At 65.6% G+C, this 20664-nt stretch carries 23 protein-coding genes and 1 pseudogene; 3 read left to right on the top strand and 21 right to left on the bottom strand.

Features of this window, described 5'->3' with window-relative positions:
- Positions 1 to 7 precede the first annotated feature (7 nt).
- The 9 genes and pseudogenes from WBQ44_RS03300 to WBQ44_RS03260 all read right to left on the bottom strand — a co-directional run bounded on the left by WBQ44_RS03300 (position 8) and on the right by WBQ44_RS03260 (position 10081).
- The gene (locus WBQ44_RS03300) at positions 8 to 940 is read right to left on the bottom strand and encodes an acyl-CoA thioesterase (RefSeq protein ID WP_495565311.1); all 933 of its coding nucleotides are present in this window, start codon (positions 938 to 940) and stop codon (positions 8 to 10) included.
- On the bottom strand, positions 941 to 2359 hold the full coding sequence (pyk, locus tag WBQ44_RS03295; protein ID WP_495565310.1) for a pyruvate kinase: 1419 nt from the start codon (positions 2357 to 2359) through the stop codon (positions 941 to 943).
- Positions 2360 to 2532: 173 nt separating this feature from the next.
- A complete protein-coding gene (locus WBQ44_RS03290) occupies positions 2533 to 3510 on the bottom strand; it encodes a TM2 domain-containing protein (protein ID WP_495565309.1) in 978 nt (325 codons plus the stop codon).
- Between the two features lie 82 nt (positions 3511 to 3592).
- Complete coding sequence (gene lgt, locus WBQ44_RS03285) at positions 3593 to 4651, bottom strand: prolipoprotein diacylglyceryl transferase (RefSeq protein ID WP_495565328.1); 1059 nt, start codon at positions 4649 to 4651, stop codon at positions 3593 to 3595.
- A complete protein-coding gene (gene trpA, locus WBQ44_RS03280; RefSeq protein ID WP_495565308.1) occupies positions 4651 to 5454 on the bottom strand; it encodes a tryptophan synthase subunit alpha in 804 nt (267 codons plus the stop codon). Before trpA ends, lgt begins: the two co-directional genes overlap by 1 nt.
- Positions 5451 to 6806, bottom strand: a complete 1356-nt coding sequence (gene trpB, locus WBQ44_RS03275; RefSeq protein ID WP_495565327.1) for a tryptophan synthase subunit beta — start codon at positions 6804 to 6806, stop codon at positions 5451 to 5453. Before trpB ends, trpA begins: the two co-directional genes overlap by 4 nt.
- Positions 6807 to 6900: 94 nt before the next feature.
- Positions 6901 to 7710, bottom strand: a complete 810-nt coding sequence (trpC, locus tag WBQ44_RS03270) for an indole-3-glycerol phosphate synthase TrpC (RefSeq protein WP_495565307.1) — start codon at positions 7708 to 7710, stop codon at positions 6901 to 6903.
- Between the two features lie 77 nt (positions 7711 to 7787).
- Entirely contained in the window at positions 7788 to 8477 is a 690-nt protein-coding gene (locus WBQ44_RS03265) for a TIGR02234 family membrane protein (RefSeq protein WP_495565306.1), read from the bottom strand.
- A gap of 14 nt (positions 8478 to 8491) precedes the next feature.
- A pseudogene (locus WBQ44_RS03260) lies at positions 8492 to 10081 on the bottom strand (anthranilate synthase component I).
- Between the two features lie 76 nt (positions 10082 to 10157).
- On the opposite strand from WBQ44_RS03260, the gene WBQ44_RS03255 reads away from it, so the two are divergent.
- A complete protein-coding gene (locus WBQ44_RS03255) occupies positions 10158 to 10622 on the top strand; it encodes a peroxiredoxin (protein ID WP_495565305.1) in 465 nt (154 codons plus the stop codon).
- 93 nt (positions 10623 to 10715) lie between these two features.
- Positions 10716 to 11213 (top strand): MarR family winged helix-turn-helix transcriptional regulator, encoded by a 498-nt coding sequence (locus tag WBQ44_RS03250; protein WP_495565304.1) that lies wholly within the window; start codon positions 10716 to 10718, stop codon positions 11211 to 11213.
- A 23-nt stretch (positions 11214 to 11236) separates the two neighbouring features.
- On the opposite strand, the gene hisI is transcribed toward WBQ44_RS03250, so the two are convergent.
- The 12 genes from hisI to WBQ44_RS03190 form a co-directional block, all read right to left on the bottom strand.
- Positions 11237 to 11575: a phosphoribosyl-AMP cyclohydrolase gene (gene hisI / locus WBQ44_RS03245; protein ID WP_495565303.1), complete on the bottom strand. Its 339-nt coding sequence runs from the start codon at positions 11573 to 11575 to the stop codon at positions 11237 to 11239.
- Positions 11576 to 11598: 23 nt separating this feature from the next.
- Positions 11599 to 12372, bottom strand: a complete 774-nt coding sequence (gene hisF / locus WBQ44_RS03240; protein ID WP_495565302.1) for an imidazole glycerol phosphate synthase subunit HisF — start codon at positions 12370 to 12372, stop codon at positions 11599 to 11601.
- The gene (locus WBQ44_RS03235; RefSeq protein ID WP_495565301.1) at positions 12369 to 13199 is read right to left on the bottom strand and encodes an inositol monophosphatase family protein; all 831 of its coding nucleotides are present in this window, start codon (positions 13197 to 13199) and stop codon (positions 12369 to 12371) included. The genes hisF and WBQ44_RS03235 overlap by 4 nt, the downstream gene beginning before the upstream one ends.
- A 5-nt stretch (positions 13200 to 13204) precedes the next feature.
- Positions 13205 to 13939 (bottom strand): bifunctional 1-(5-phosphoribosyl)-5-((5-phosphoribosylamino)methylideneamino)imidazole-4-carboxamide isomerase/phosphoribosylanthranilate isomerase PriA, encoded by a 735-nt coding sequence (priA, locus tag WBQ44_RS03230; RefSeq protein ID WP_495565300.1) that lies wholly within the window; start codon positions 13937 to 13939, stop codon positions 13205 to 13207.
- A 39-nt stretch (positions 13940 to 13978) separates the two neighbouring features.
- Complete coding sequence (locus WBQ44_RS03225; protein ID WP_495565299.1) at positions 13979 to 14275, bottom strand: hypothetical protein; 297 nt, start codon at positions 14273 to 14275, stop codon at positions 13979 to 13981.
- 13 nt (positions 14276 to 14288) lie between these two features.
- A complete protein-coding gene (gene hisH, locus WBQ44_RS03220) occupies positions 14289 to 14918 on the bottom strand; it encodes an imidazole glycerol phosphate synthase subunit HisH (protein ID WP_495565298.1) in 630 nt (209 codons plus the stop codon).
- 10 nt (positions 14919 to 14928) lie between these two features.
- Entirely contained in the window at positions 14929 to 16041 is a 1113-nt protein-coding gene (locus WBQ44_RS03215; RefSeq protein WP_495565326.1) for an MFS transporter, read from the bottom strand.
- A gap of 55 nt (positions 16042 to 16096) precedes the next feature.
- Positions 16097 to 16723, bottom strand: coding sequence for an imidazoleglycerol-phosphate dehydratase HisB (hisB, locus tag WBQ44_RS03210; protein ID WP_495565297.1), 627 nt, complete (start codon positions 16721 to 16723; stop codon positions 16097 to 16099).
- On the bottom strand, positions 16720 to 17865 hold the full coding sequence (locus WBQ44_RS03205; protein WP_495565296.1) for a histidinol-phosphate transaminase: 1146 nt from the start codon (positions 17863 to 17865) through the stop codon (positions 16720 to 16722). Before WBQ44_RS03205 ends, hisB begins: the two co-directional genes overlap by 4 nt.
- Entirely contained in the window at positions 17862 to 19202 is a 1341-nt protein-coding gene (hisD, locus tag WBQ44_RS03200; protein ID WP_495565295.1) for a histidinol dehydrogenase, read from the bottom strand. Before hisD ends, WBQ44_RS03205 begins: the two co-directional genes overlap by 4 nt.
- Positions 19203 to 19280: 78 nt before the next feature.
- Entirely contained in the window at positions 19281 to 19802 is a 522-nt protein-coding gene (locus tag WBQ44_RS03195; protein ID WP_495565294.1) for a DinB family protein, read from the bottom strand.
- A gap of 56 nt (positions 19803 to 19858) precedes the next feature.
- Positions 19859 to 20326, bottom strand: a complete 468-nt coding sequence (locus WBQ44_RS03190) for an SRPBCC family protein (protein ID WP_495565293.1) — start codon at positions 20324 to 20326, stop codon at positions 19859 to 19861.
- A 68-nt stretch (positions 20327 to 20394) separates the two neighbouring features.
- Between WBQ44_RS03190 and WBQ44_RS03185 the strand changes: the two genes are divergently transcribed.
- A partial coding sequence (locus tag WBQ44_RS03185) for a LysE family transporter (RefSeq protein WP_495565292.1) occupies positions 20395 to 20664 on the top strand: 270 nt, incomplete at its 3' end.

Raw genomic sequence — 20664 nt, 5'->3', positions numbered from 1 at the left:
CCCGAATCTAGTCGGCGGCCACCGCCGGCTTCTTCGGAAAGTGCCGGATGAGCCCTTCCTGCACGACGGTCGCCAGAAGCAGACCCTCTACCGAGAAGAATCGGCCGGTGGCCAGACCACGCGAGCCCGCAGCCACCGGAGACTCGGTGGCGTACAGAGCCCAATCGTCGAAACGAAACGGACGGTGAAACCAGATGGAGTGGTTGACCGTCGCGGCCACGATGCGGTCCAGGCCCCACGACAAGCCGTGCGTGGTGATGATCGAATCCAGAACCGTCGTGTCCGACGCGTAACCCATGGTCGCCGCGTGAAAGATCGGGTGGTCGGGAAGCGGACCGTCGGCCTTCATCCACACCCGATTGTGATTCAACTTCTCACCGGTTCCCTGAAGGATCCACGTCGGGTCGTTTGCATAGCGCATGTCGATTGGCTTGAGCGCGTTGACGAACATCTGCAGACGGTCTTCGTACCCGATGAAATGATCACCCAGCGGAGGCAGTGCATCCGGGTACGGCACATCCGGAACTTCGACGCTGTGCTCGAGGCCCTTGCCGAAATCCTGGAACGCCGCGAGCATGACGAAAAGTTCGTGGCCGTCCTGATAGGCCGTCACCTGCCGATTCGCGAAGGCTCGGCCGTCTCGATGCCGCTCCACGTGATAATCGATCGGCTTGCGGACGTCGCCACCGCGAATGAAATGCGCATTGATGGCGTGGACGTCGCGCGTGGTGCCGGCGACCGTCCGGCCCGCCGCCATCAAAGCTTGCGACACCAATTGACCGCCGAAGGTTCGGCTGCCGACCTGGCGAGGATGCACCCCCCGGAACTTGTCCTCGCCGATCTCCTCGAGGTCGAGCAAATCGAGGAGCGTCTCCAAATCCGTCTTGACTGCAGAACTGCTCGGCGCGACGATCGCGCCGATTCCCCCCGTATCGGTCACTTACCGGTCCTCTTCTCCAATTCGATGCACGTGGATCAAGTTGGTCGAGCCTACTGTGCCGGGAGGGGCACCGGCCACGATCACGACCTGATCGCCCTTGTTGTAGCGACCGAGCTCGAGTAACGCCTTGTCGACCTCGAGCACCATGGCATCGGTGGTGGCGACCTCGGGAACCAGGAAGGTCTCGGTACCCCAGCTCAACGCCAGCTGCGAGCGAACCTCGGGGATGGACGTGAACGCCAGAAGCGGCAACGAGGTGTGCAGCCGTGCGAGACGACGCACCGTGTCACCCGATTGAGTGAAGGCGACGAGCGCCTTGGCGTCGAGACGCTCACCGATGTCGCGAGCCGCGTAGGAGATCACGCCTCGCTTCGTGCGGGGCACATGCGTCAGCGGCGGAACACTGTCGCCTTCGGTCTCGACGGTCTCCACGATTCGGGCCATCGTGCGGACGGTCTCCATCACGTAGTTACCGACAGAAGTCTCACCGGACAGCATCACGGCGTCGGTGCCGTCGAGCACGGCGTTGGCGACGTCCGACGCTTCCGCGCGGGTCGGACGCGAGTTCTCGATCATCGATTCGAGCATCTGCGTCGCGACGATGACCGGCTTGGCGTTGGCGCGTGCAATCTGAATGGCGCGCTTCTGAACCAGGGGAACCTGTTCGAGGGGCAACTCGACACCGAGATCACCGCGGGCGACCATTACTGCGTCGAAGGCCAAGACGATGGCTTCGAGGTTGTCGACGGCCTCGGGCTTCTCCAGCTTGGCGATGACCGGTACCCGGCGACCGACGCGGTCCATGATCGCGTGGACGAGCTCCACGTCGGCAGGTGACCGCACGAAGGACAGTGCGATGAAGTCCACGCCGAGCTGCAGCGCGAATTCGAGGTCAGCGATGTCCTTTTCGGACAGTGCGGGGACCGAGACGTTCATGCCCGGTAGCGAGACGCCCTTGTTGTTGCTGACCGGTCCGCCTTCGGTAACGCGGCACAGGACGTCGTTACCCTCGACGCCGGTGACCACCAGGCCGACCTTTCCGTCGTCGACGAGAAGTCGGTCGCCTTCCTTGGCATCCTGTGCGAGCTCCTTGTACGTGGTGGACACCCGGTCGTGGGTGCCTTCACACTCGTCGACGGTGATGCGCACCAACTCACCGTTGGCCCAGGTGGTCTTGCCCTCGGCGAACCGCCCGAGTCGGATCTTCGGCCCCTGAAGGTCGGCGAGGATGCCCACGGCTTTGCCGGTGTCGTTCGATGCCGCCCGGACCCTCTCGTAGTTCGCCTGATGATCAGGGTGATCACCATGGCTGAAGTTCAGTCGGGCGACATCCATTCCACTCTCGACGAGTTCGCGGATTCGCTCACTGGTAGCAGTTGCAGGTCCAAGGGTGCAAACGATCTTCGTACGTCGGCTCACGATCACGAGCGTAGCCGGTAGCTCCCCTCGCCACCACGGCAGAGGGGTCTCGGCGAAAGCTACCAGCCAGTAACGTCGTAATAATGCAGGTCAGGACACCTGTATCGGTTCAGTGTTCGATCCGCGTTCAGCCGCAGTTCGCCGGTGGGGACCGACACGGGCTCGTCGACGGGTCACTCCCGGAGGGGGCGACCGTTCTTGTCGCGAACACTGCCGGTCAGCATCATGATGCCGTCGATGAGCGGCCAGATGCCGCCGATCCCGCACGTCAACCACGTCACCGCGATCTGCGCGACGGCGATGCCCGGCTGATTCAGGTAGAAGCGGCCGGCTCCGAACGCACCGAGCAGAATTTCGAGCAATCCGGCGGTGAGCTTGGATTTGTCCGAAAGCGGCTCCCCCGTCATAGGGTTGCGTCCGAACGGCGCCGCGGGATCGAGGCCGTACTGCATCGACGGCTCCATGCCGTACGCACCCGAATAGTTGGGCGCGGGGTAGCCGGCGGGAGGCCCGTAGTTCTGCGGCGGATAACCCTGCTGGCCGGTAGGTTGTCGGCCGTAGGACTGTTGGCCGTAGGGCTGTTGGCCATAGGACTGTTGGCCGTAGGGCTGTTGGCCGTAACCCTGCTGGCGGTAACCCTGCTGTCCGTAAGGCTCTTGTCCATAAGACTGTTGGCCGTAGGGCTGTGGCCCGGTGGCAGGGTTGTTGTCGCCATGGTCGGAGGCCTGGGGGTCCTTGGGGTCCGGTGGCCCGTACACCGGCCCGGAAGCCTGGCTGCCGAACGAGGTGTCCCCCGGACGATAGGACGCGCCGTACGGATCGGTGGGCGGATGCTTCTCGAAGTCGATTCCGGACGTCGGGGCCGCGCCCTCCGACAAGTTCGGCGGAGGGTAGAACGGCGGTGGATAACTCGGGGTCTCGCCCCAGCCGGGGCCGTTGCCGACACCGGAATGAACGTCCCAGCCGGGTCCCGAACCGGAACCCGAGCCGGTAGCGCCGCTCACCGGGCCGATCTCCGATGTCGCGGGAGGCTCCGACAGCGAGGCTTCGGCAGTGGCGTCGTAGTCGAACGCGGACCCGAACTCAGGAGCGGACTCGCGGTTCCTGTCGGACTCGGGGTTGTCCGACTCGGGTTTGCCTGACTCGGTCATCGTTCACTCCTCGGCGTTGATCGACAGTTCATCGAAAGACGGTGCATCGAAAGACGTTGGCGCACAGTACGGCGACACCGACTTACTCGCTCTTCGGGGCTTCCTGGTCGGTGGGCGTCACCCTGTCGTCCGTGCGAACACTGGATCCACCGGTGCTCGTCGACGCACTCGTCGCCGCCTCGCTCTCTGCCTCTCCCCCGCTTGCGCCTGGATCGGATTCTGTGTCGCTACTCGAATTTGTTTCGAGCACAGCGCCATCGGAGATCAGTGACGCCGGGTCGTCGCGACCCTTTCGGGCGAGGACGAAGTACCCGACGGCAAGGACGAACACGATGGCGGAGGTGTAGGTGTTGATGCGGATGCCGGCGATCTGCGTGGCGTAGTCGTCGCGCAGCAGTTCCACCCAGAACCGGCCGGCACAGTACCCCGCAACGTACAGGGCGAACAAACGCCCGTGCCCGATCGCGAAGCGCCGATCGACGATGACGAGCAGTACGACGACAGCGAGGCTCCACAGGAGTTCGTACAAGAACGTCGGGTGTACGACTTTTTCGACGAATCCGGTGGAGACTCCGGTCAATTGATCGACGCGGCCGGCCTCGTCGACACGTTCGTAGATTTCGAGACCCCAGGGTTGGGTGGTCTCGCGGCCGTAGAGCTCTTGGTTGAAGTAGTTGCCGATTCGGCCGATGGCCTGCGCGAGCAGAATCGGCGGGCCCACGGCATCTCCGAATGCGGGCAGTGGAATGCCACGGCGGCGGCACGCGATCCACGCTCCGACGGCACCGAGAAGGACCGCACCCCAGATACCGAGGCCGCCTTCCCAGATCTTCAGCGCACGAACGGGATCGCCGCCGGGACCGAAGTACGTGGTCCAGTCCGTGGCCACGTGATAGAGGCGGCCACCGAGCAGACCGAAGGGGACGGCCCACACTGCGACGTCGAGAACCGTGCCCTTGGTTCCGCCGCGCGCGACCCAGCGACGATCACCCCAGACGATGGCAACGACGATGCCGACGATGATGAACAGCGCGTACGCGCGCAAGGCGATCGGACCGAGAAACCACACCCCTTGCGGAGGGCTCGGGATATAGGCGAGTACTGCGGTCGATGTCGAGACGGCCGGCGAGAAGTCGGGGATCACGAGGCCACGTTAGCCGAACGCACGCCTTCGGCGAGTTCGCTCGTCAGGTCGGCAACCGCGCGGAGACCGTTGTCGACGGCGGTCACGAGCGCGGAGCCGACGATTACGGCGTCGGCGTAGCGGGCAATCTCCGCTGCCTGGGCGCCGGAGCGCACGCCGAGACCGACTCCGACAGGGATGTCGGAGTGGCGACGGATGCGCTTCGTCAGTTCGGGCGCGGCCGACGACACGGCGTCGCGTGCACCCGTCACACCCATAGTCGACGCGGCGTAGACGAATCCGCGACTGGCAGCGACGGTGCTGGCGATGCGCTCCTCCGTCGACGACGGTGCGACGAGGAAGATCCGGTCGAGATCGTGCGCGTCGGATGCAGCGATCCACTCGCCCGCTTCGTCGGGGATCAGATCCGGCGTGATGATGCCGAGACCGCCGGCGCTCGCCAAATCACGCGCGAAAGCGTCGATGCCGTAGCGCATCACGAGGTTCCAGTAAGTCATCACGACGGCTTTTCCGCCGGCTGCGGATACCTTCTCGACGACGGTGAACACGTCCCGCACCCTGGCGCCGGCCCGGAGCGCGGTGTCGGCGGCCGCTTGGATGGTCGGGCCGTCCATGACCGGGTCCGAGTACGGGATTCCCACCTCGACGATGTCGCAGCCGGAGGACACCATCGTCTCGAAGACCTCGATCGACTTCGGCACCGTGGGGAAACCGGCGGGCAGATAGCCCACGAGCGCCGCACGGTTCTCGGAGCGGCACTGCGCGAACGTGTCCGCAAGCCTCGAACGCTGCTCAGTCATGGCTTTTCACCCTTTTCATCGGCGCCCTTTTCATCGGCGCCCTTTTCATCGGCGCCCTTTTCATCGGCGCCCTTTTCATCGTCGACCTTGGCTTCGCCGTCTCCGTCCACGAGACCGAACCATGCTGCGGCCGTGTCGACGTCCTTGTCGCCTCGACCGGAGAGGTTGACGAGCACGATGGCATCCTTGCCGAGCTCTTTCCCCAGCGTGAGAGCGCCCGCTACGGCGTGTGCGGACTCGATCGCGGGGATGATGCCTTCGGTTCGGCAGAGCAGACGGAACGCCTCCATCGCCTCGGTGTCGGTGACGCCTCGGTACTCGGCGCGACCGATGTCGTGCAGGTGCGAGTGTTCGGGTCCGACGCCGGGGTAGTCGAGACCGGCGGAGATGGAATGGGATTCGATGGTCTGGCCGTCTTCGTCCTGCAGCAGGTACGAGTACGTTCCGTGCAGGGTGCCCGGGGTTCCGCCGCTGATCGTGGCGGCGTGCCTACCGGTGTCGACGCCGTCGCCTGCCGCCTCGAGGCCGAGGAGCCGCACGGACGGATCGTCGATGAACGCGTGGAAGATGCCGATCGCGTTGGATCCGCCGCCGACGCACGCCGCGATAGCGTCGGGCAGCCGACCGGTCGATGCCTGGACCTGCTGGCGAGCTTCGAGGCCGATGATGCGCTGGAAGTCGCGCACCATTGCGGGGAACGGGTGCGGACCGGCGACCGTGCCGAAGCAGTAGTAGGTGTCGTCCGCGTGTGCGACCCAGTCGCGCAGCGCCTCGTTGATGGCGTCCTTCAACGTTCGCGAGCCGGACTTGACTGCAACGACCGATGAGCCGAGCAGACGCATACGAGCGACGTTGAGCGCCTGACGCTCGGTGTCCACTTCACCCATGTAGACGACGCATTCGAGTCCGAGCAGGGCGCAGGCCGTGGCGGTCGCGACTCCGTGCTGCCCGGCGCCGGTCTCTGCGATGACCCTCTTCTTGCCCATTCGCTTGGCGAGCAGCACCTGGCCGAGGACGTTGTTGATCTTGTGAGAACCCGTGTGATTGAGGTCTTCTCGCTTGAGCAGGATGCGAGCGCCACCGGCGTGCTCCGACAAACGCGTGGCCTCGAACACCGGCGACGGGCGCCCGGTGTAGTCCCGCTGCAGTCGGTCGAGTTCGGCGAGGAACTCGTTGTCGCTGCGCATCTTGTCGTACTCGACGGTGACCTCTTCGATGACACCCATGAGCGCCTCAGGGACGAATCGTCCGCCATAGACACCGAAATGGCCGCCGATGTCGGGATCGTGCTGACTACGGTCGGTCAGCCCCAGGCTTGCCTGTGGGAGATCGCCGCCTTTGAAACGGGTGATCGAAAGGTCGCTGCTCACCCGTTCAGTCTGCCCCAACAGCCGTCGATGGTGACCGTCGGGGTTTACCCCGTGACGGTGCGACGCCGAAGGAGGGTCAGCGGGCCGGCTTGGGGCACGAGGGGTGGGTCCCCGCGGTGACGAGATCCGACACCGCCGTACGCGGATCACCGCTGGTGACCAGGCCTTCACCCACCAGAACGGCGTCAGCTCCGGCGCCGGCGTAGGCAAGCAGATCGGCCGTACCGCGAACACCGGACTCGGCAACCCGGATGACTTCGCTGGGAAGTCCCGGGGCGATCCTGGAAAAGCTGTCCCGGTCGATCTCGAGTGTCTTGAGGTTACGTGCGTTGATTCCGATCACCCGTGCGCCCGCCTCTAGCGCACGATCTGCTTCCGCTTCGGTGTGCACCTCTACCAGGGCCGTCATGCCGAGCGACTCGGTGCGATCGAGGAGTGAGGTGAGCGCATCCTGCTCGAGCGCTGCGACGATCAGGAGTACGACGTCGGCGCCGTGTGCCCGCGCCTCGTGAATTTGATAGGGCCCCACCACGAAATCCTTGCGAAGAACCGGAATGTTCACGGCCTTGCGGACGGCATCCAGATCGGCGAGCGATCCATGGAAGCGTCGCTCCTCGGTCAGCACACTGATGATGCGCGCGCCGCCTGCTTCGTAGGCCTGCGCCAGCTCGGCCGGGTTTCCGATATCGGCCAACGCACCCTTGGAAGGGCTTGCACGCTTGACTTCGGCGATGACGCCGATGCCTTCGGCGTGCAACGCGGCAGTCGCATCGAGCGGTGCGGACGCCTTCGCGGCGGCGGCCTTCACGGTGGCGAAGTCGACGACCGATTCGCGCGCAGCGACGTCGGCTCGTACACCGTCCAGAATCGAATCGAGAACAGTCATGGTGACCCGAGTCCTTTCCATCTCCCGACCTGATGTGAGGAAACTCATCGAGGCCTGCCCTAGCGTAGTTGGCGCTTTCAGTCGCGCGAATTCCGGGTGCCGGACCGATCGGTGGGGTCTTCTCCCGCGTCCAGTGCGTCCCACAGCATCCGCTCGGTCAGGTCCTCGCCCTCCCCATTCTGCTCGGCCGACTCCGACGCTGTCTGCGTTCTACGCGCGGCCTCTTCACGTCGAGCAGCGGGTGCGTCGTACTTGGACGACAGCCCCTTGTCCGCAGTTGGCTTGCGCAGCAACAACACGGCGGCGACCACTGCACACAGCGCCCCGACGAGGGTGAGTGCCGCGGGCAGCGCGAAAGCCTGACTGGCCACCACCTCCGCCCGGCCCGGCAGTTCGGCAAGATCGGCCGCCCGGCCTGCGGACACATCACCTATCAGTGCGCTCACAGCCGGTACGGCTGCGCCGACGGCAACCAGCCCTACGAGCACACCGAGGACGCGCGACGCCCAACCTCGCACGGCGAACGATGCGGCGACCGCCGCGACCAGCGCGAGAGCGAGGGGCGTCGACGCCGCAGCCCAGGTGCTCCCGAGCAAGTCGGTGGTTCGCTGTTCGCCGAGTCCGTCGAACGACGTGACCTGCACCCACGTCATGCGAGACCCGCCCCACAGGCAGACCGCAGCGATCAGCAACAACAGGACGGGAAGGGCACCGCGTGTCCGTCCGTTCACCGCCTTCTCACTGGCCACCGCCTTCTCACTGCTCACCGCCCTCTCACTGCTCACCGCCCGTTCACCGCTCGCAGCGATTCGGCGGCGGCGACGGCGCCGAGAACGGCCATTGCCTTGTTCTTCGCTTCGGTGTCCTCGTACTCGGCAACCGAATCGGCAACCACGCCGGCACCCGCCTGGACGTACGCGGTGCCGTCCTTCATCAGTGCGGTGCGAATGGCGATGGCCGTGTCGGCGTCACCGGAGAAGTCGAGATAGCCGACGATTCCGCCGTAGATTCCGCGTCGAGTGGGCTCGAGCTCGTCGATCAACTCCATCGCGCGCACCTTCGGCGCACCCGACAACGTGCCCGCCGGGAAGCAAGCCTTGACCGCGTCGAGAGCCTGCTTGCCCTCGGCCAACCGGCCTGCGACCGTCGACACGAGGTGCATGACGTGGCTGTAACGCTCGATGTGTCGGTAGTCCGACACCCGGACCGTGCCTGGCGCGCACACGCGTCCCAGATCGTTGCGGCCGAGATCGACCAGCATCAGGTGTTCGGCATTCTCCTTCTCGTCGGCGAGCAGATCTTTCTCGAGGAGTACGTCCTCCTCTTCGGACTCACCGCGCCACCGCGTTCCCGCGATCGGGTGTGTCGTGGCGATCCCGTCGACGACGGTGACCAAAGCTTCCGGACTGGAGCCGACGATCGAGAATGCTGTTTCTCCGGTGGGCCCCGGCACGTGCATCAAGAACATGTAAGGGCTCGGATTCGACGCGCGCAGCATCCGATAGACGTCCAACGGCGTTGCGCGCGTGTCCATTTCGAAGCGCTGCGACAACACGACCTGAAACGCCTCCCCCGCCTCGATCTCACCGATCAGGCGGTCGACGTCGCGTCCGAACCCCTCAGAGGTGCGCTGGCGGCGGTACTCCGGCGTGGGCCGAGCCACCGTGGACACCGTCGAAGGGGCAGGCGCCGCGAGGTCGGCGCACATGCGGTCGAGTCGGCGTACCGCGTCGTCGTACGCCTAGTACACCCGATCGTCGGTGCCGTCCCAGTTGACCGCATTGGCGATCAGGGTGATGGCACCTTCGTGATGGTCGACGGCTGCGAGGTCGGTCGCGAGGAGCATGACCATCTCGGGCACGTGCAGGTCGTCTTCGGCGTGCTCGGGCAACTTCTCGATCCGTCGGACCGCGTCGTATCCCATGTACCCGACCATCCCGCCCGTGAGCGGCGGAAGGTCCGGAAGCCGTTCGGAGCGTAGCAGTTCCAACGTCCGGCCGAGTACGTCGAGAGGGTCGCCCCCCGAGGGCACGCCTGCGGGCACGTTGCCCTGCCAGACCGCCTCGCCGTCGAGCGTCGTCAGTGCCGCCGGCGTGCCCGCTCCGATGAACGACCACCGTGACCACGAACGTCCGTTCTCGGCCGACTCGAGCAGGAAGGTACCGGGTCGATCACCGCCGAGTTTCCTATACGCCGACAGCGGAGTTTCCGAATCGGCGAGAACCTTGCGCACGACGGGCACGACCCGGTGCTCCGCGGCGAGGGCGCGAAACACTTCCCGACTCGTGGTCGACGCGCAATCCTCGGCAGCGCGGGGACTGGAATCGACGGTGTTGTGTGCACCGGAAACGGTAGTGGACTCGCCATGCATGTCCCCATCATCCCAGGTTCCTCAGCTCGGACGTACTGCGCGGTGGCTGCGGGCCACGAAGCGGTAGCCTCCGGGCATGAAACAGGGAGATCGCGTCGAAAGCTTCACGCTGCCGGACCAGAACGGGACGCCCCGATCGCTGGAAAGTTTGCTTCAGGAGGGGCCGCTCGTTCTGTTCTTCTACCCGGGTGCCTTGACTCCCGGGTGCACCGTCGAAGCGTGCCACTTCCGCGATCTCGCCGCCGAGTTCGCCGCGGCCGGCGCGACGCGAGCCGGAATCAGCACCGATACCGTCGCCAAGCAGGCCGAGTTCGCCGACGTGAAGGCCTTCGACTACCCGCTGCTGTCCGACGAGGCAGGTGTGATCGCCCAACAGTTCGGCGTCAAGCGGGGTCTGCTCGGCAAGTTGTCACCGGTCAAGCGATCCACGTTCGTCATCGACACCGACCGCACGATTCTCGAAGTCTTCACCAGCGAGTTCCGTTTCGAAGCGCACGCCGACCACGCTCTCGAATTCCTACGAAGCCGCGCGGCGAAGTAAAACAGCACGCGGCGTCACGTGAACGTTCAATCGGGTGAAACACTGTGGTGAGTACAACCAACCGTGTGCGCCCGAGACGAAAGGCTTCCCGTGATGGACGCGTCGGCAGAACGATCCGAACCCCGTTGGCTCACCGACGACCAACAGGCTGCGTGGCGTTCGCTCGTCGCCATCGTCACCAGGCTGCCGGCCGCCCTCGATACTCAGCTCCAGCGTGACGCGTCGTTGACGCACTTCGACTACTTCGTCCTGTCCGGGCTGTCCGAGGTACCCGATCGGCGAATCCAGCTCCGCGACCTGGCCAACTACGCCAACGCCTCGCTCTCCCGCCTGTCCCATGTGGTCACCAAGCTGGAGAAGGCCGGATGGGTCCGCCGCGAAAGCATTCCCGGCAGCCGTGGTTCGTATGCCGTGCTCACCGACGCCGGAATGGCGAAGGTCATGGAGGCGGCACCCAGCCATGTGAAGACCGTGCAGGCGTTGGTATTCGAAGGCCTCGACGACGATCGTGTCCGCCAGCTCGAAGCACTCAGCTCGGTGATGCTGGCCCAACTGGACAAAGCAATCGCAGAGGGAACCGGACGAGCCTGAACACTGGGACGGGCCGGCGGCGGTCAGTCGAGCAGGACGTCCGCGTCGAAACAGGTGTGAGTGCCCGTGTGGCATGCCGCCCCGACCTGGTCGACAACGAGTAGTACGGTGTCGCCGTCGCAGTCGAGACGCACCTCGTGCACGTATTGCGTGTGGCCCGAGGTTTCGCCTTTGACCCAGTAGGCCTGACGCGAGCGCGAGTAGTAGGTTCCCTTTCGGGTTTCGAGAGTGCGCGCGAGGGCTTCGTCGTCCATCCACGCCACCATCAACACGTTGCCGGTGCCGCGTTCCTGCGCGACGGCACTGACCAGGCCTGCGTCGTTTCGCTTCAGTCGCGCGGCGATCGCTGGGTCGAGACTCATGTGTACGTCATCCCTCTCGTGGTTCAGCGAACGACGATGTTGTCGGAGCGCATGGCGTCCTTGACCTGACCGATGGTGAGATCACCGAAGTGGAAGACGCTGGCGGCCAATACCGCGTCGGCTCCAGCAGCGACCGCAGGCGGGAAATGTTCCACCGCGCCCGCGCCTCCGCTGGCGATGACCGGCACGTGCACCGCCGAACGGACCGCGGCGATCATCGGTAGGTCGAAGCCGACCTTGGTGCCGTCGGCGTCCATCGAATTGAGCAGAATCTCGCCCACGCCCAATTCCGCTCCCCGTCGCGCCCACTCGACGGCGTCGATGCCGGTTCCGCGCTTACCACCGTGCGTCGTCACTTCCCAGCCCGACGGGGTGTCCTGCTGACCGTTCGGCACCGTCCGTGCGTCCACCGACAGCACGATGCACTGCGAGCCGAACCGCTCGCTGAGCTCACGCAACAACTCCGGCCGTGCGATGGCAGCGGTATTGACGCTGACCTTGTCGGCGCCGGCTCGAAGCAGTCTGTTGACGTCCTCGACGGTCCGTACACCGCCGCCGACGGTGAGCGGAATGAAGACCTGCTCGGCGGTACGGCTGACGACGTCGAGCATCGTTCCGCGATCGGACGTCGACGCGGTGACATCGAGGAAGGTCAATTCGTCGGCACCCTGCGCGTCGTACGCCGCAGCCAACGCCACGGGATCACCCGCATCGCGGAGGTTCTGAAAGTTGACGCCCTTTACCACTCGACCCGCATCGACATCGAGACACGGGATGACCCGCACGGCGACCGTCATCGCACTCGTCCTTTCAGAAAATCCGCGGGATCGCCGAGTTCGGTGATCACCGACAACAGTTCCTCGTGCGCGCCGGGAGACGCCGCCAGCACCGACGTCGAGTCGATGGTCCATGGTTCGCCGGCGAGGTCGGTGACGACACCGCCCGCAGCCTGCACCAGCAGGGCGCCGGCCGCGTTGTCCCATGCACGATGCCCGAACACGACGCAACCACCGAGAACGCCGCTTGCGGTGTAGGCGAGGTCGACGCCCGTGGCTCCGTGCATCCGCAGCCGCGAGGACACCTTCGAGAGCTCCTCGAGGATACGCACGCGGTACAGCCCTGGCGTCCGCCCACGGCTGGCAATGTTGAACGCACCGAAACCGATCATCGAATCGGACAATGCCCGATGCGTGAGCTTCGGCAGAGCCTCGCCGTTGAGGAAGACGGGCCCGTCGACGGCGGCCACGAAACGTTGCTGAACCAAAGGAAGCCAAGTGAAACCGAGTACCGGAACGCCGTTGTCGAGCAACGCCAGCAGCGTGCCCGCAGACGGGAGACCCGACGAATAGTTGAACGTGCCGTCGATGGGATCGAGCACCCACACCGGCCCCTTGTTCAGGTCGGGTCCACCGAACTCCTCGCCGTGAACCGGAATTCCGGTTTCTTCGAACAGTTCGGCCGTCAGCCGCTTCTCCAGCTCGAGATCGATCGCCGTCGCAAAGTCGTCCGGGCCCTTCTGCACCGCGCTGGGCGCACCGACACCGGCGACGAACCTGTCGTGAATCCCGTCGAGCAAGCGGCCGGCGACGTCGACCAACCGCTGAGGGTCCTCGGGCAAGCTCATCCGTGCTATCCGGACACAGCCGCGAGCGCGTCCGGCAACGTGAACCGGCCCGCATACAGCGCCTTGCCCACGATGGAACCTTCGACACCCGCGTCGACCAAACCGGCGATGGCTCGGAGATCGTCGATGGTCGACACACCACCCGACGCGATCACCGGCTTGTCGGTCTTGTCGCACATCTGCTGCAGCAGCTCGAGGTTCGGGCCGGTGAGAGTGCCGTCCTTGGTGACATCGGTGACGACGTACCGCGAGCAGCCGTCGCGCTCGAGCCGTTCGAGAACATCCCATAGGTCTCCCCCGTCGCTGACCCATCCGCGGCCCCGCAGGCGGTGCTGACCGTCGACGATCAGGACGTCCAGGCCGACGGCGACGCGGTCGCCGAACTCTCCGATTGCTCGTGAGCACCATTCGGGGTTTTCCAAAGCTGCGGTACCCAGGTTGACGCGGGCGCATCCGGTGGCCAGCGCCGCACGGAGCGACTCGTCGTCGCGAATACCGCCGGACAGTTCGACCTTGACATCAAGTTCACCGACGACCTCGGCAAGGAGTTCGCGATTGGATCCGCGACCGAATGCCGCATCGAGGTCCACGAGGTGGACCCACTCGGCTCCATCGGTCTGCCACGCCATGGCGGCATCGCGCGGGGATCCGTATTTCGTTTCGCTCCCCGCCTCTCCTTTAACGAGACGGACAGCTTCGCCGCCTGCGACATCGACAGCAGGCAATAGGACCAGGCTCACGTGCGTTCATGCTACTGCCACGGGCGACTGGTCAGACGGTCAGGGTGGCCCGCTCGGCAGGTCGCGAGGAGGCAGGTCGGGCGGGGGCAGGTCGGGCGGGGGCTGGGGATGCGGGGTGTCGTGGGCCGACTCGCCGAAGGTTCTGCGCGTCATCGACGTCGATACGACGCCCATCGCGGCAATGGCCGCGACTATTCCCACCACTACGACCAGGAGGCCGAAACCCGGCCCGGGCCGCCACCACGCGATGACCGTCGTGGTGGCAACGAGCACGAGCGTCGCCGCACCCAGAGATGCCACCGCGAGTCGACCGAACGAGAACTGCCGATCGCTCATGCCATGGCCGAAGTCACAACGACTCGACCCAGTTCTTCAACAAAGCCGCACCGGCGTCGCCCGATTTCTCCGGGTGGAACTGCGTCGCGGACAGTGGGCCGTTTTCCACCGCAGCGAGGAAATCGCCGCCGTGGTCTGCCCAGGTCAACAGCGGCGGTGCAATGGTGTCACCGACCTCCATCTCCCACTTCTGCGTCGCGTAGGTGTGCACGAAGTAGAACCGGGTGTCGGCGTCGAGACCGTCGAACAGGACACTGTTTTCCGGCGCGCGAACGGTGTTCCACCCCATGTGCGGAAGCACGTCCGCCTGCAGCCGTTCGACGGTGCCCGGCCACTCGCCGCAGCCGTCGGCCTCGACGCCGAATTCGACGCCGCGCTCGAACATGATCTGCATACCGACACAGATGCCCAGCACCGGCCGTCCGCCCGCGAGACGCTGATCGATGATGCGGTCGCCCTTCACCTCGAGCAGCCCCTCCATGCAGGCGGCGAATGCACCGACGCCCGGCACGACGAGTCCGTCGGCGGCAAGGGCGATCTTCGCATCCGAAGTGACGGTGACATCGGCGCCCACACGATCGAGGGCCCGCTTCGCAGAGTGCAGATTGCCCGAGCCGTAATCGAGCAGGGCCACAGATTTCATGACGACCAGTCTATCGGTCGCCGAGGAGGCGAAAGAGAGCGACCGCCGCGGCCATGACGAGGGCGACGACGGCTGCCATGGCGAATCCCCCCGAGTAACCGACCGTTCCCACCACGAGACCGAGGGACAGGGCACCTGCACCGGTGCCGGCGTCGAAGCCGATATTCCACGCTGCGCTGGCCTGGCTGTACCTCTCGGGACCGGCGACGTCGAAGGCCATCACGAGACTGTCGTTCTGGGTGGCGCCGTAGCCGACGCCGAACACTGCTGCAGCGGCCAGGAACACGAAGCCGGCGTGCATTCCCGCCACCGCGAACGCGAAGAGGCCGACGCCACCGGCGACGAAGAGCAGTGCCGGAGCGAGAGCTCGCCCGATACCGATCCGGTCGGCGACGGCACCCGCACCGTAGCGACCGACGAGCATCGACCCACTGATGACGGCCAGGGCGACGCCGATCAACGACTCACGGCCGGGTTCGGCGATGGGGAGCAGGCTCGACAGACCACCGAACGACGCCGACGCCGCGGCGATGGCGAGACAGGGCACGACGAAACCTCGTGCCGTCGTTCGGTTCTCGGCGGCCGGCCGCGCAACAGGTGCAGCGGGACGAACGGGAGGCAGAAACGCGATCGCGATCAGACCCACCATCGGCACCACCGCGCCGACCACGAACACCGCGGTGGGCGACACCGCATACAGCGCCAATCCCGCAGGTAGCGTCACCATCTGGGCGAGCGCCACCGCGATTCCCTGCGCTCCGGTAGCTCGGCCCAGTTGACCGTGCGGGGCGAGTTCGGCCACCAGCGCGGCGCCTGCGACGGTCAGCATGCCGAAACCGACACCGCGCACAGCCGACACCGACAGCGCAGGCCCAGTACTCACCGACAGCACGAAGAACGCCGCGGGCAGTCCGAGAAGAATGCACCCGGCCGCGAGGACGGAGCGGTGGCCGAATCGGACGAGCAGCCTCGGCACAAACAGCTGAGTGAGCACCGTCGTCGCCATGAAAATCGCGGTGCTGGCCCCGGCCACGGCATCCGAACCACCGCCCACCGACACGGCCAACGGAACGACGGGAAGCAGGAGCCCCCACCCGCCGAAAGCGGCCGCTCCCATGGCCATCGCTGCAGGCAGGCCCCTGATCGAGAGCAGTGATGCGGATTGCGTCAAGCCGAGGTCACAGACTTCCCTTGGTGGACGGGATCCCGGTGACGCGTGCGTCGTACTCGACTGCCTGGCGAAGCGCGCGGGCCACCGCCTTGAACTCAGCTTCGGTGATGTGGTGCTGATCGCGGCCGTACAGAACCCGCACGTGCAGTGCGATGCGGGCGTTCATGGCCAACGACTCGAACACGTGGCGGTTGATGACCGTGGCGTAGGGAACGCCCGGGTAGCCGCCGATGATCGAGTGGACCATGTAGTCCGGCTCTCCCGTGTGGACGCAGTACGGCCGGCCTGATACGTCCACCGACGCGTGGACCTGCGTCTCGTCCATCGGGATGAACGCGTCGCCGAAGCGGGTGATCCCGGACTTGTCCCCGAGGGCCTGCCCGAGGGCCTGGCCGAGGACGATCGCGGTGTCCTCGACGGTGTGGTGGGCATCGATCTCGATGTCGCCCTTCGCGTGGACGGTGAGATCGAAGCGCGCGTGGGTGCCCAGTGCGGTGAGCATGTGGTCGTAGAACGGGACGCCTGTGGCGATGTCGACCACTCCGGTGCCGTCGAGGTTCAACTCGACGGTGATGTCCGATTCCTTGGTGGTGCGTTCGATCCGCGCGATTCTGGGTGCTCTGGCAGTGGTCATGACGTCGCCTCCGCTGTCCTGGTGGTGTCGAGTTCGCTGTGCACGAGTTGCGCGCTCACGTCGAGGAATCGGTCGTTCTCGGAATCGAGGCCGATGGTGGTGCGCAGGTAACCGGCAATTCCGACGTCGCGGATCAGAACACCCTCGTCGAGGTACCGCTTCCACGTGACCGCAGCATCGGAGAAACGTCCGAACAGAACGAAGTTCGCGTCGCTGGGGACAACGTCGAAACCGAGTTCGGTCAGAGCCGCGACGACTCTGTCGCGTTCGGCCGACAGCTGCGCGACACTGGCGAGAGTCTCCGACGCGTGACGCAGAGCCGCGAGTGCAGCCGCCTGGGTGACGACGGACAGGTGGTACGGAAGTCGTACGAGCAGCATCGCCTCGACGACCGCGGGCGCTGCGACGAGGTAGCCGAGCCGGCCTCCGGCGAATGCGAATGCCTTGCTCATGGTCCTGCTGACGACAAGCTTCTCGGGGTGGTCCGCGATCAAACCGATCGCCGACGGCAGCGACGAGAACTCTGCGTATGCCTCGTCGAGCACCACGATTCCGGAACTCGCATCGAGGATCCGCCGCAGGTCGTCGACCGGGATGCTGTGCCCCGTCGGGTTGTTGGGGCTGGTGACGAACACGACGTCGGGATTTCGCTCGACGATCACGTCCACCGCGTAGTCGATGTCGAGCGAGAAGTCGTCGCTCCTCCTGGCGTCGATCCACTCCGTCTGCGTCCCGGACGAGATGATCGGGTGCATCGAGTACGACGGAACGAACCCGAGGGACGTGCGCCCGGGCCCGCCGAACGCCTGAAGTAGCTGCTGCAGAATCTCGTTGGATCCGTTGGCCGCCCAGACGTTGGAGACGTCGACGTCGAAACCCGTCTGCCCCGTCAGGTATTCGGCCAACTTGGTGCGCAGTTCGACTGCATCGCGATCTGGGTAGCGGTGCAGCGCTAGCGCCGCCCGACGCACCGACTCGGCAACGTCGTCGACCAGGGCTTGGGTTGGCGGATGCGGATTCTCGTTCGTGTTCAGCTGAACCGGCACCGTGAGCTGCGGCGCACCGTACGCGGATTTACCCCGCAGGTTGCCACGCAAGGGTAAGTCGTCGATCGAAACATCGTGTCCGACAACGCCTGTCACGACGTCAACCCCTCGAAACGGACGCGCACTGCCTCGCCGTGCGCGGGGAGATCCTCGGCGTCGGCAAGCGCGATGACGTGCCGTGCGACGTCTTTCAGGGCTGCCTCGGAGTAGTCCACGACGTGAATTCCGCGCAGGAACGTCTGAACGCTCAGACCGGACGAGTGCCGCGCGCACCCCGCCGTGGGCAGGACGTGATTGGATCCGGCGCAGTAGTCGCCCAGGCTGACGGGAGACCAGGCGCCGACGAACACGGCGCCCGCACTGCGGACGCGCGCAGCAACGTCCGACGCATTCTCGGTCTGGATCTCGAGGTGCTCCGCGGCATAGGCATCGACGACGGCGAGTCCCTGATCGATACCGTCGACGAGGACGATGCCCGACTGCTCGCCGGACAGTGCCGTGCGCACACGTTCGGCATGCTTGGTGATGGCCAGCTGCGCTTCGAGCGCGACGTCGACCGCGTCGGCCAACTGCTCGCTGGTGGTGACCAGCACGCTGGCCGCCATGACGTCGTGCTCGGCCTGACTGATCATGTCGGCGGCCACGTGCACCGGGTCGGCGGAGTCGTCGGCCAGGATGGCAATTTCGGTAGGACCTGCTTCGGAGTCGATACCGATCAGCGATCGGCAGAGCCGTTTCGCTGCGGTGACGTAGATGTTGCCCGGTCCGGTGATCAGGTCGACCGGCTCCAGGGCGGCGCCGTCGGTGTCGGTGCCGCCGTAGGTGAGCAGTGCGATGCCCTGTCCCCCGCCCACCGCCCATACTTCCTCGACGCCGAGGAGCCGGGCCGCGGCAAGGATGGTCGGGTGCGGCAATCCGCCGAATGCGGCCTGCGGCGGGCTTGCCACGACGAGCGAACCCACCTCAGCTATCTGCGCCGGCACCACGTTCATCACCACGGACGACGGGTACACCGCGTTGCCGCCGGGCACGTAAAGCCCGACGCGCTCGACCGGCACCCAACGTTCGGTGACCGTTCCGCCTGCAACCACCTCTGTGGTCGAGTCGCTGCGGCGTTGATCGCCGTGGACCGCTCGGGTGCGCTCGATCGCGACCTCCAACGCTTCACGCACCGCCGGATCGAGCTCGTCGAGTGCACGTACCAATGCCTCGGCAGGCACCCGAACACGGTCGGGACGGACACCGTCGAACTTCTCGGAGAATTCCATGGCGGCGTCGACACCCCGGTCACGCACCGCCTCGACCACCGGCCGCACCTGATGCAGGACCGCGTCGACATCCACTCCGCCTCGGGGAAGAGCACCGCGTAATTCGGCAGTGGATGGAGTCCGGCCGCGGAGATCCACGCGGGCGAGCTCGAGACGGGCAGGCATAGTTTTCCCTTCGATGTTCATGAGCGAACGTGCACTACAGCGGTGATTCCGCTCCACCAGGATAGTGCGGACCGTTTACTACCGACCTCGCACGTCCCACAGGTGGTGAATCGGGTCGTGCGCGTAGTAGCGAGCCAGGGTGTCGACACTGAACCGAGCACCGTCGCTGCGCAGTCCCCCGCGCGTCCGATCGGCAGACGGTACTGCGGCGAACGCCGCAGACGCCGCGTGGGCGGCATCGGCCAACTCGTCGGCGACAACGACGGGGTTCTGCGCGAGATAGTTTTCGGCTTCGGCGGTGGCGTCCTGATCCCAGTTCGGGAACGACGGCTCGTCCTCGGCGCACACCAGCGTGAGCCGCCGCAGGAAAATACGGTGCACGTCTCGGACGTGCGCTGCGTATTCGAGCGGCGCCCAGGTCGAGTCGTCGGGCCGCACCGCCACGTCGGGGCGAGCCAACACGTCCCGCCACGCCTGCACGTCGCCGTCGATCAGCTCGGGGATGTTCTCGTACGCCACTGCGGAAGCGTCGAAGCCGCACTCCGGACATTGCTGCTCGAGCACCCAGGTCCAGTTCTTCGAATCAGGAACGATAGCCATGAGCGACACAGTAGAACGCCACCCGATCGGGCGCGAACGGCTTTTGCCACCCCTCGTCAGGAGTACTTTCGCGCCAGCGCTTCGAGCGTCGCGCCGATACCCTTGGCGTTCTGCTGCGGCATTTTGAACACCTCGAGGAGCTTGGGTGCCTTCGCGGTGTCGTATCGGAAGGCTTCCGTCACCGTGGTCAGTCCCGGCTGAGTCTCCTCGAATTCCCACCGCCACGAATGACCGAGAGGGTGCCGCCACTCGATCACCTTCACACCATCGCCGTCGACGAATTCGGTGACGGTGCTCGTGATCCGATATGGGACGCCGTACTGCTTCATGCCGACGGAGAACTTCGCACCCGGCGTCAACCGGTCCGGTCCGGAGACGGTGTCCTTGACGGTGCCCGAGCCGTCGAGCTCGCCATGCCGATGCGGGTTCGCGACGAGGGCGAACAACTCTGTGGCGGGTGCGGCGATGTCGGCCTGGCGGGCGACGACGCGAGCACCCCTGTCGATCGTGCGAATGGGGACCATCAAGGCCCTATACCCGTCGGGCAGGTATTCATTCTTCGGTCGAGTGTGAAGCGTTGTTCAATGGACGGATGAACTGGCATGTCTGGCTCGCTTTTCTCGGCGCAAGCGTCCTGATCAGCATCTCCCCCGGCGCGGGTGCCATCGCGTCGATGTCGACCGGCCTGCGCTACGGACTGCGCCGCGGATACTGGAACATGGTCGGACTCCAATTCGGCCTACTGCTGCAAATCGCCATCGTCGCAGTGGGTCTCGGGGCCGTGCTGGCCAATTCCGCGCTCGCCTTCTCCGCCATCAAATGGTTCGGCGTCGCCTACCTGGTCTATCTCGGAGTGCGACAG

This window comes from Rhodococcus sp. (in: high G+C Gram-positive bacteria) (genome assembly GCF_049591685.1).
Classification (GTDB): Bacteria; Actinomycetota; Actinomycetes; order Mycobacteriales; family Mycobacteriaceae; genus Rhodococcoides.
Note: the sequence above shows the minus strand (reverse complement) of the source record. Positions and strands in the feature narration are given on the sequence as shown.

Excerpts from the sequence above, each read along its gene's own strand:
- WBQ44_RS03195 (WP_495565294.1), bottom strand. The coding sequence starts at position 19,802 with ATGGCTATCGTTCCTGATTCGAAGAACTGGACCTGGGTGCTCGAGCAG.
- WBQ44_RS03255 (WP_495565305.1), top strand. The coding sequence starts at position 10,158 with ATGAAACAGGGAGATCGCGTCGAAAGCTTCACGCTGCCGGACCAGAAC.
- hisD (WP_495565295.1), bottom strand. The coding sequence starts at position 19,202 with ATGCCTGCCCGTCTCGAGCTCGCCCGCGTGGATCTCCGCGGCCGGACT.
- hisI (WP_495565303.1), bottom strand. The coding sequence starts at position 11,575 with ATGAGTCTCGACCCAGCGATCGCCGCGCGACTGAAGCGAAACGACGCA.
- trpA (WP_495565308.1), bottom strand. The coding sequence starts at position 5,454 with ATGACTGAGCAGCGTTCGAGGCTTGCGGACACGTTCGCGCAGTGCCGC.
- trpC (WP_495565307.1), bottom strand. The coding sequence starts at position 7,710 with ATGACTGTTCTCGATTCGATTCTGGACGGTGTACGAGCCGACGTCGCT.
- hisF (WP_495565302.1), bottom strand. The coding sequence starts at position 12,372 with ATGACGGTCGCCGTGCGGGTCATCCCGTGTCTCGATGTCGATGCGGGT.
- hisH (WP_495565298.1), bottom strand. The coding sequence starts at position 14,918 with ATGAAATCTGTGGCCCTGCTCGATTACGGCTCGGGCAATCTGCACTCT.
- WBQ44_RS03215 (WP_495565326.1), bottom strand. The coding sequence starts at position 16,041 with ATGGCCATGGGAGCGGCCGCTTTCGGCGGGTGGGGGCTCCTGCTTCCC.
- WBQ44_RS03190 (WP_495565293.1), bottom strand. The coding sequence starts at position 20,326 with ATGGTCCCCATTCGCACGATCGACAGGGGTGCTCGCGTCGTCGCCCGC.
- WBQ44_RS03250 (WP_495565304.1), top strand. The coding sequence starts at position 10,716 with ATGGACGCGTCGGCAGAACGATCCGAACCCCGTTGGCTCACCGACGAC.
- WBQ44_RS03235 (WP_495565301.1), bottom strand. The coding sequence starts at position 13,199 with ATGAGCTTGCCCGAGGACCCTCAGCGGTTGGTCGACGTCGCCGGCCGC.
- hisB (WP_495565297.1), bottom strand. The coding sequence starts at position 16,723 with ATGACCACTGCCAGAGCACCCAGAATCGCGCGGATCGAACGCACCACC.
- WBQ44_RS03290 (WP_495565309.1), bottom strand. The coding sequence starts at position 3,510 with ATGACCGAGTCAGGCAAACCCGAGTCGGACAACCCCGAGTCCGACAGG.
- WBQ44_RS03225 (WP_495565299.1), bottom strand. The coding sequence starts at position 14,275 with ATGAGCGATCGGCAGTTCTCGTTCGGTCGACTCGCGGTGGCATCTCTG.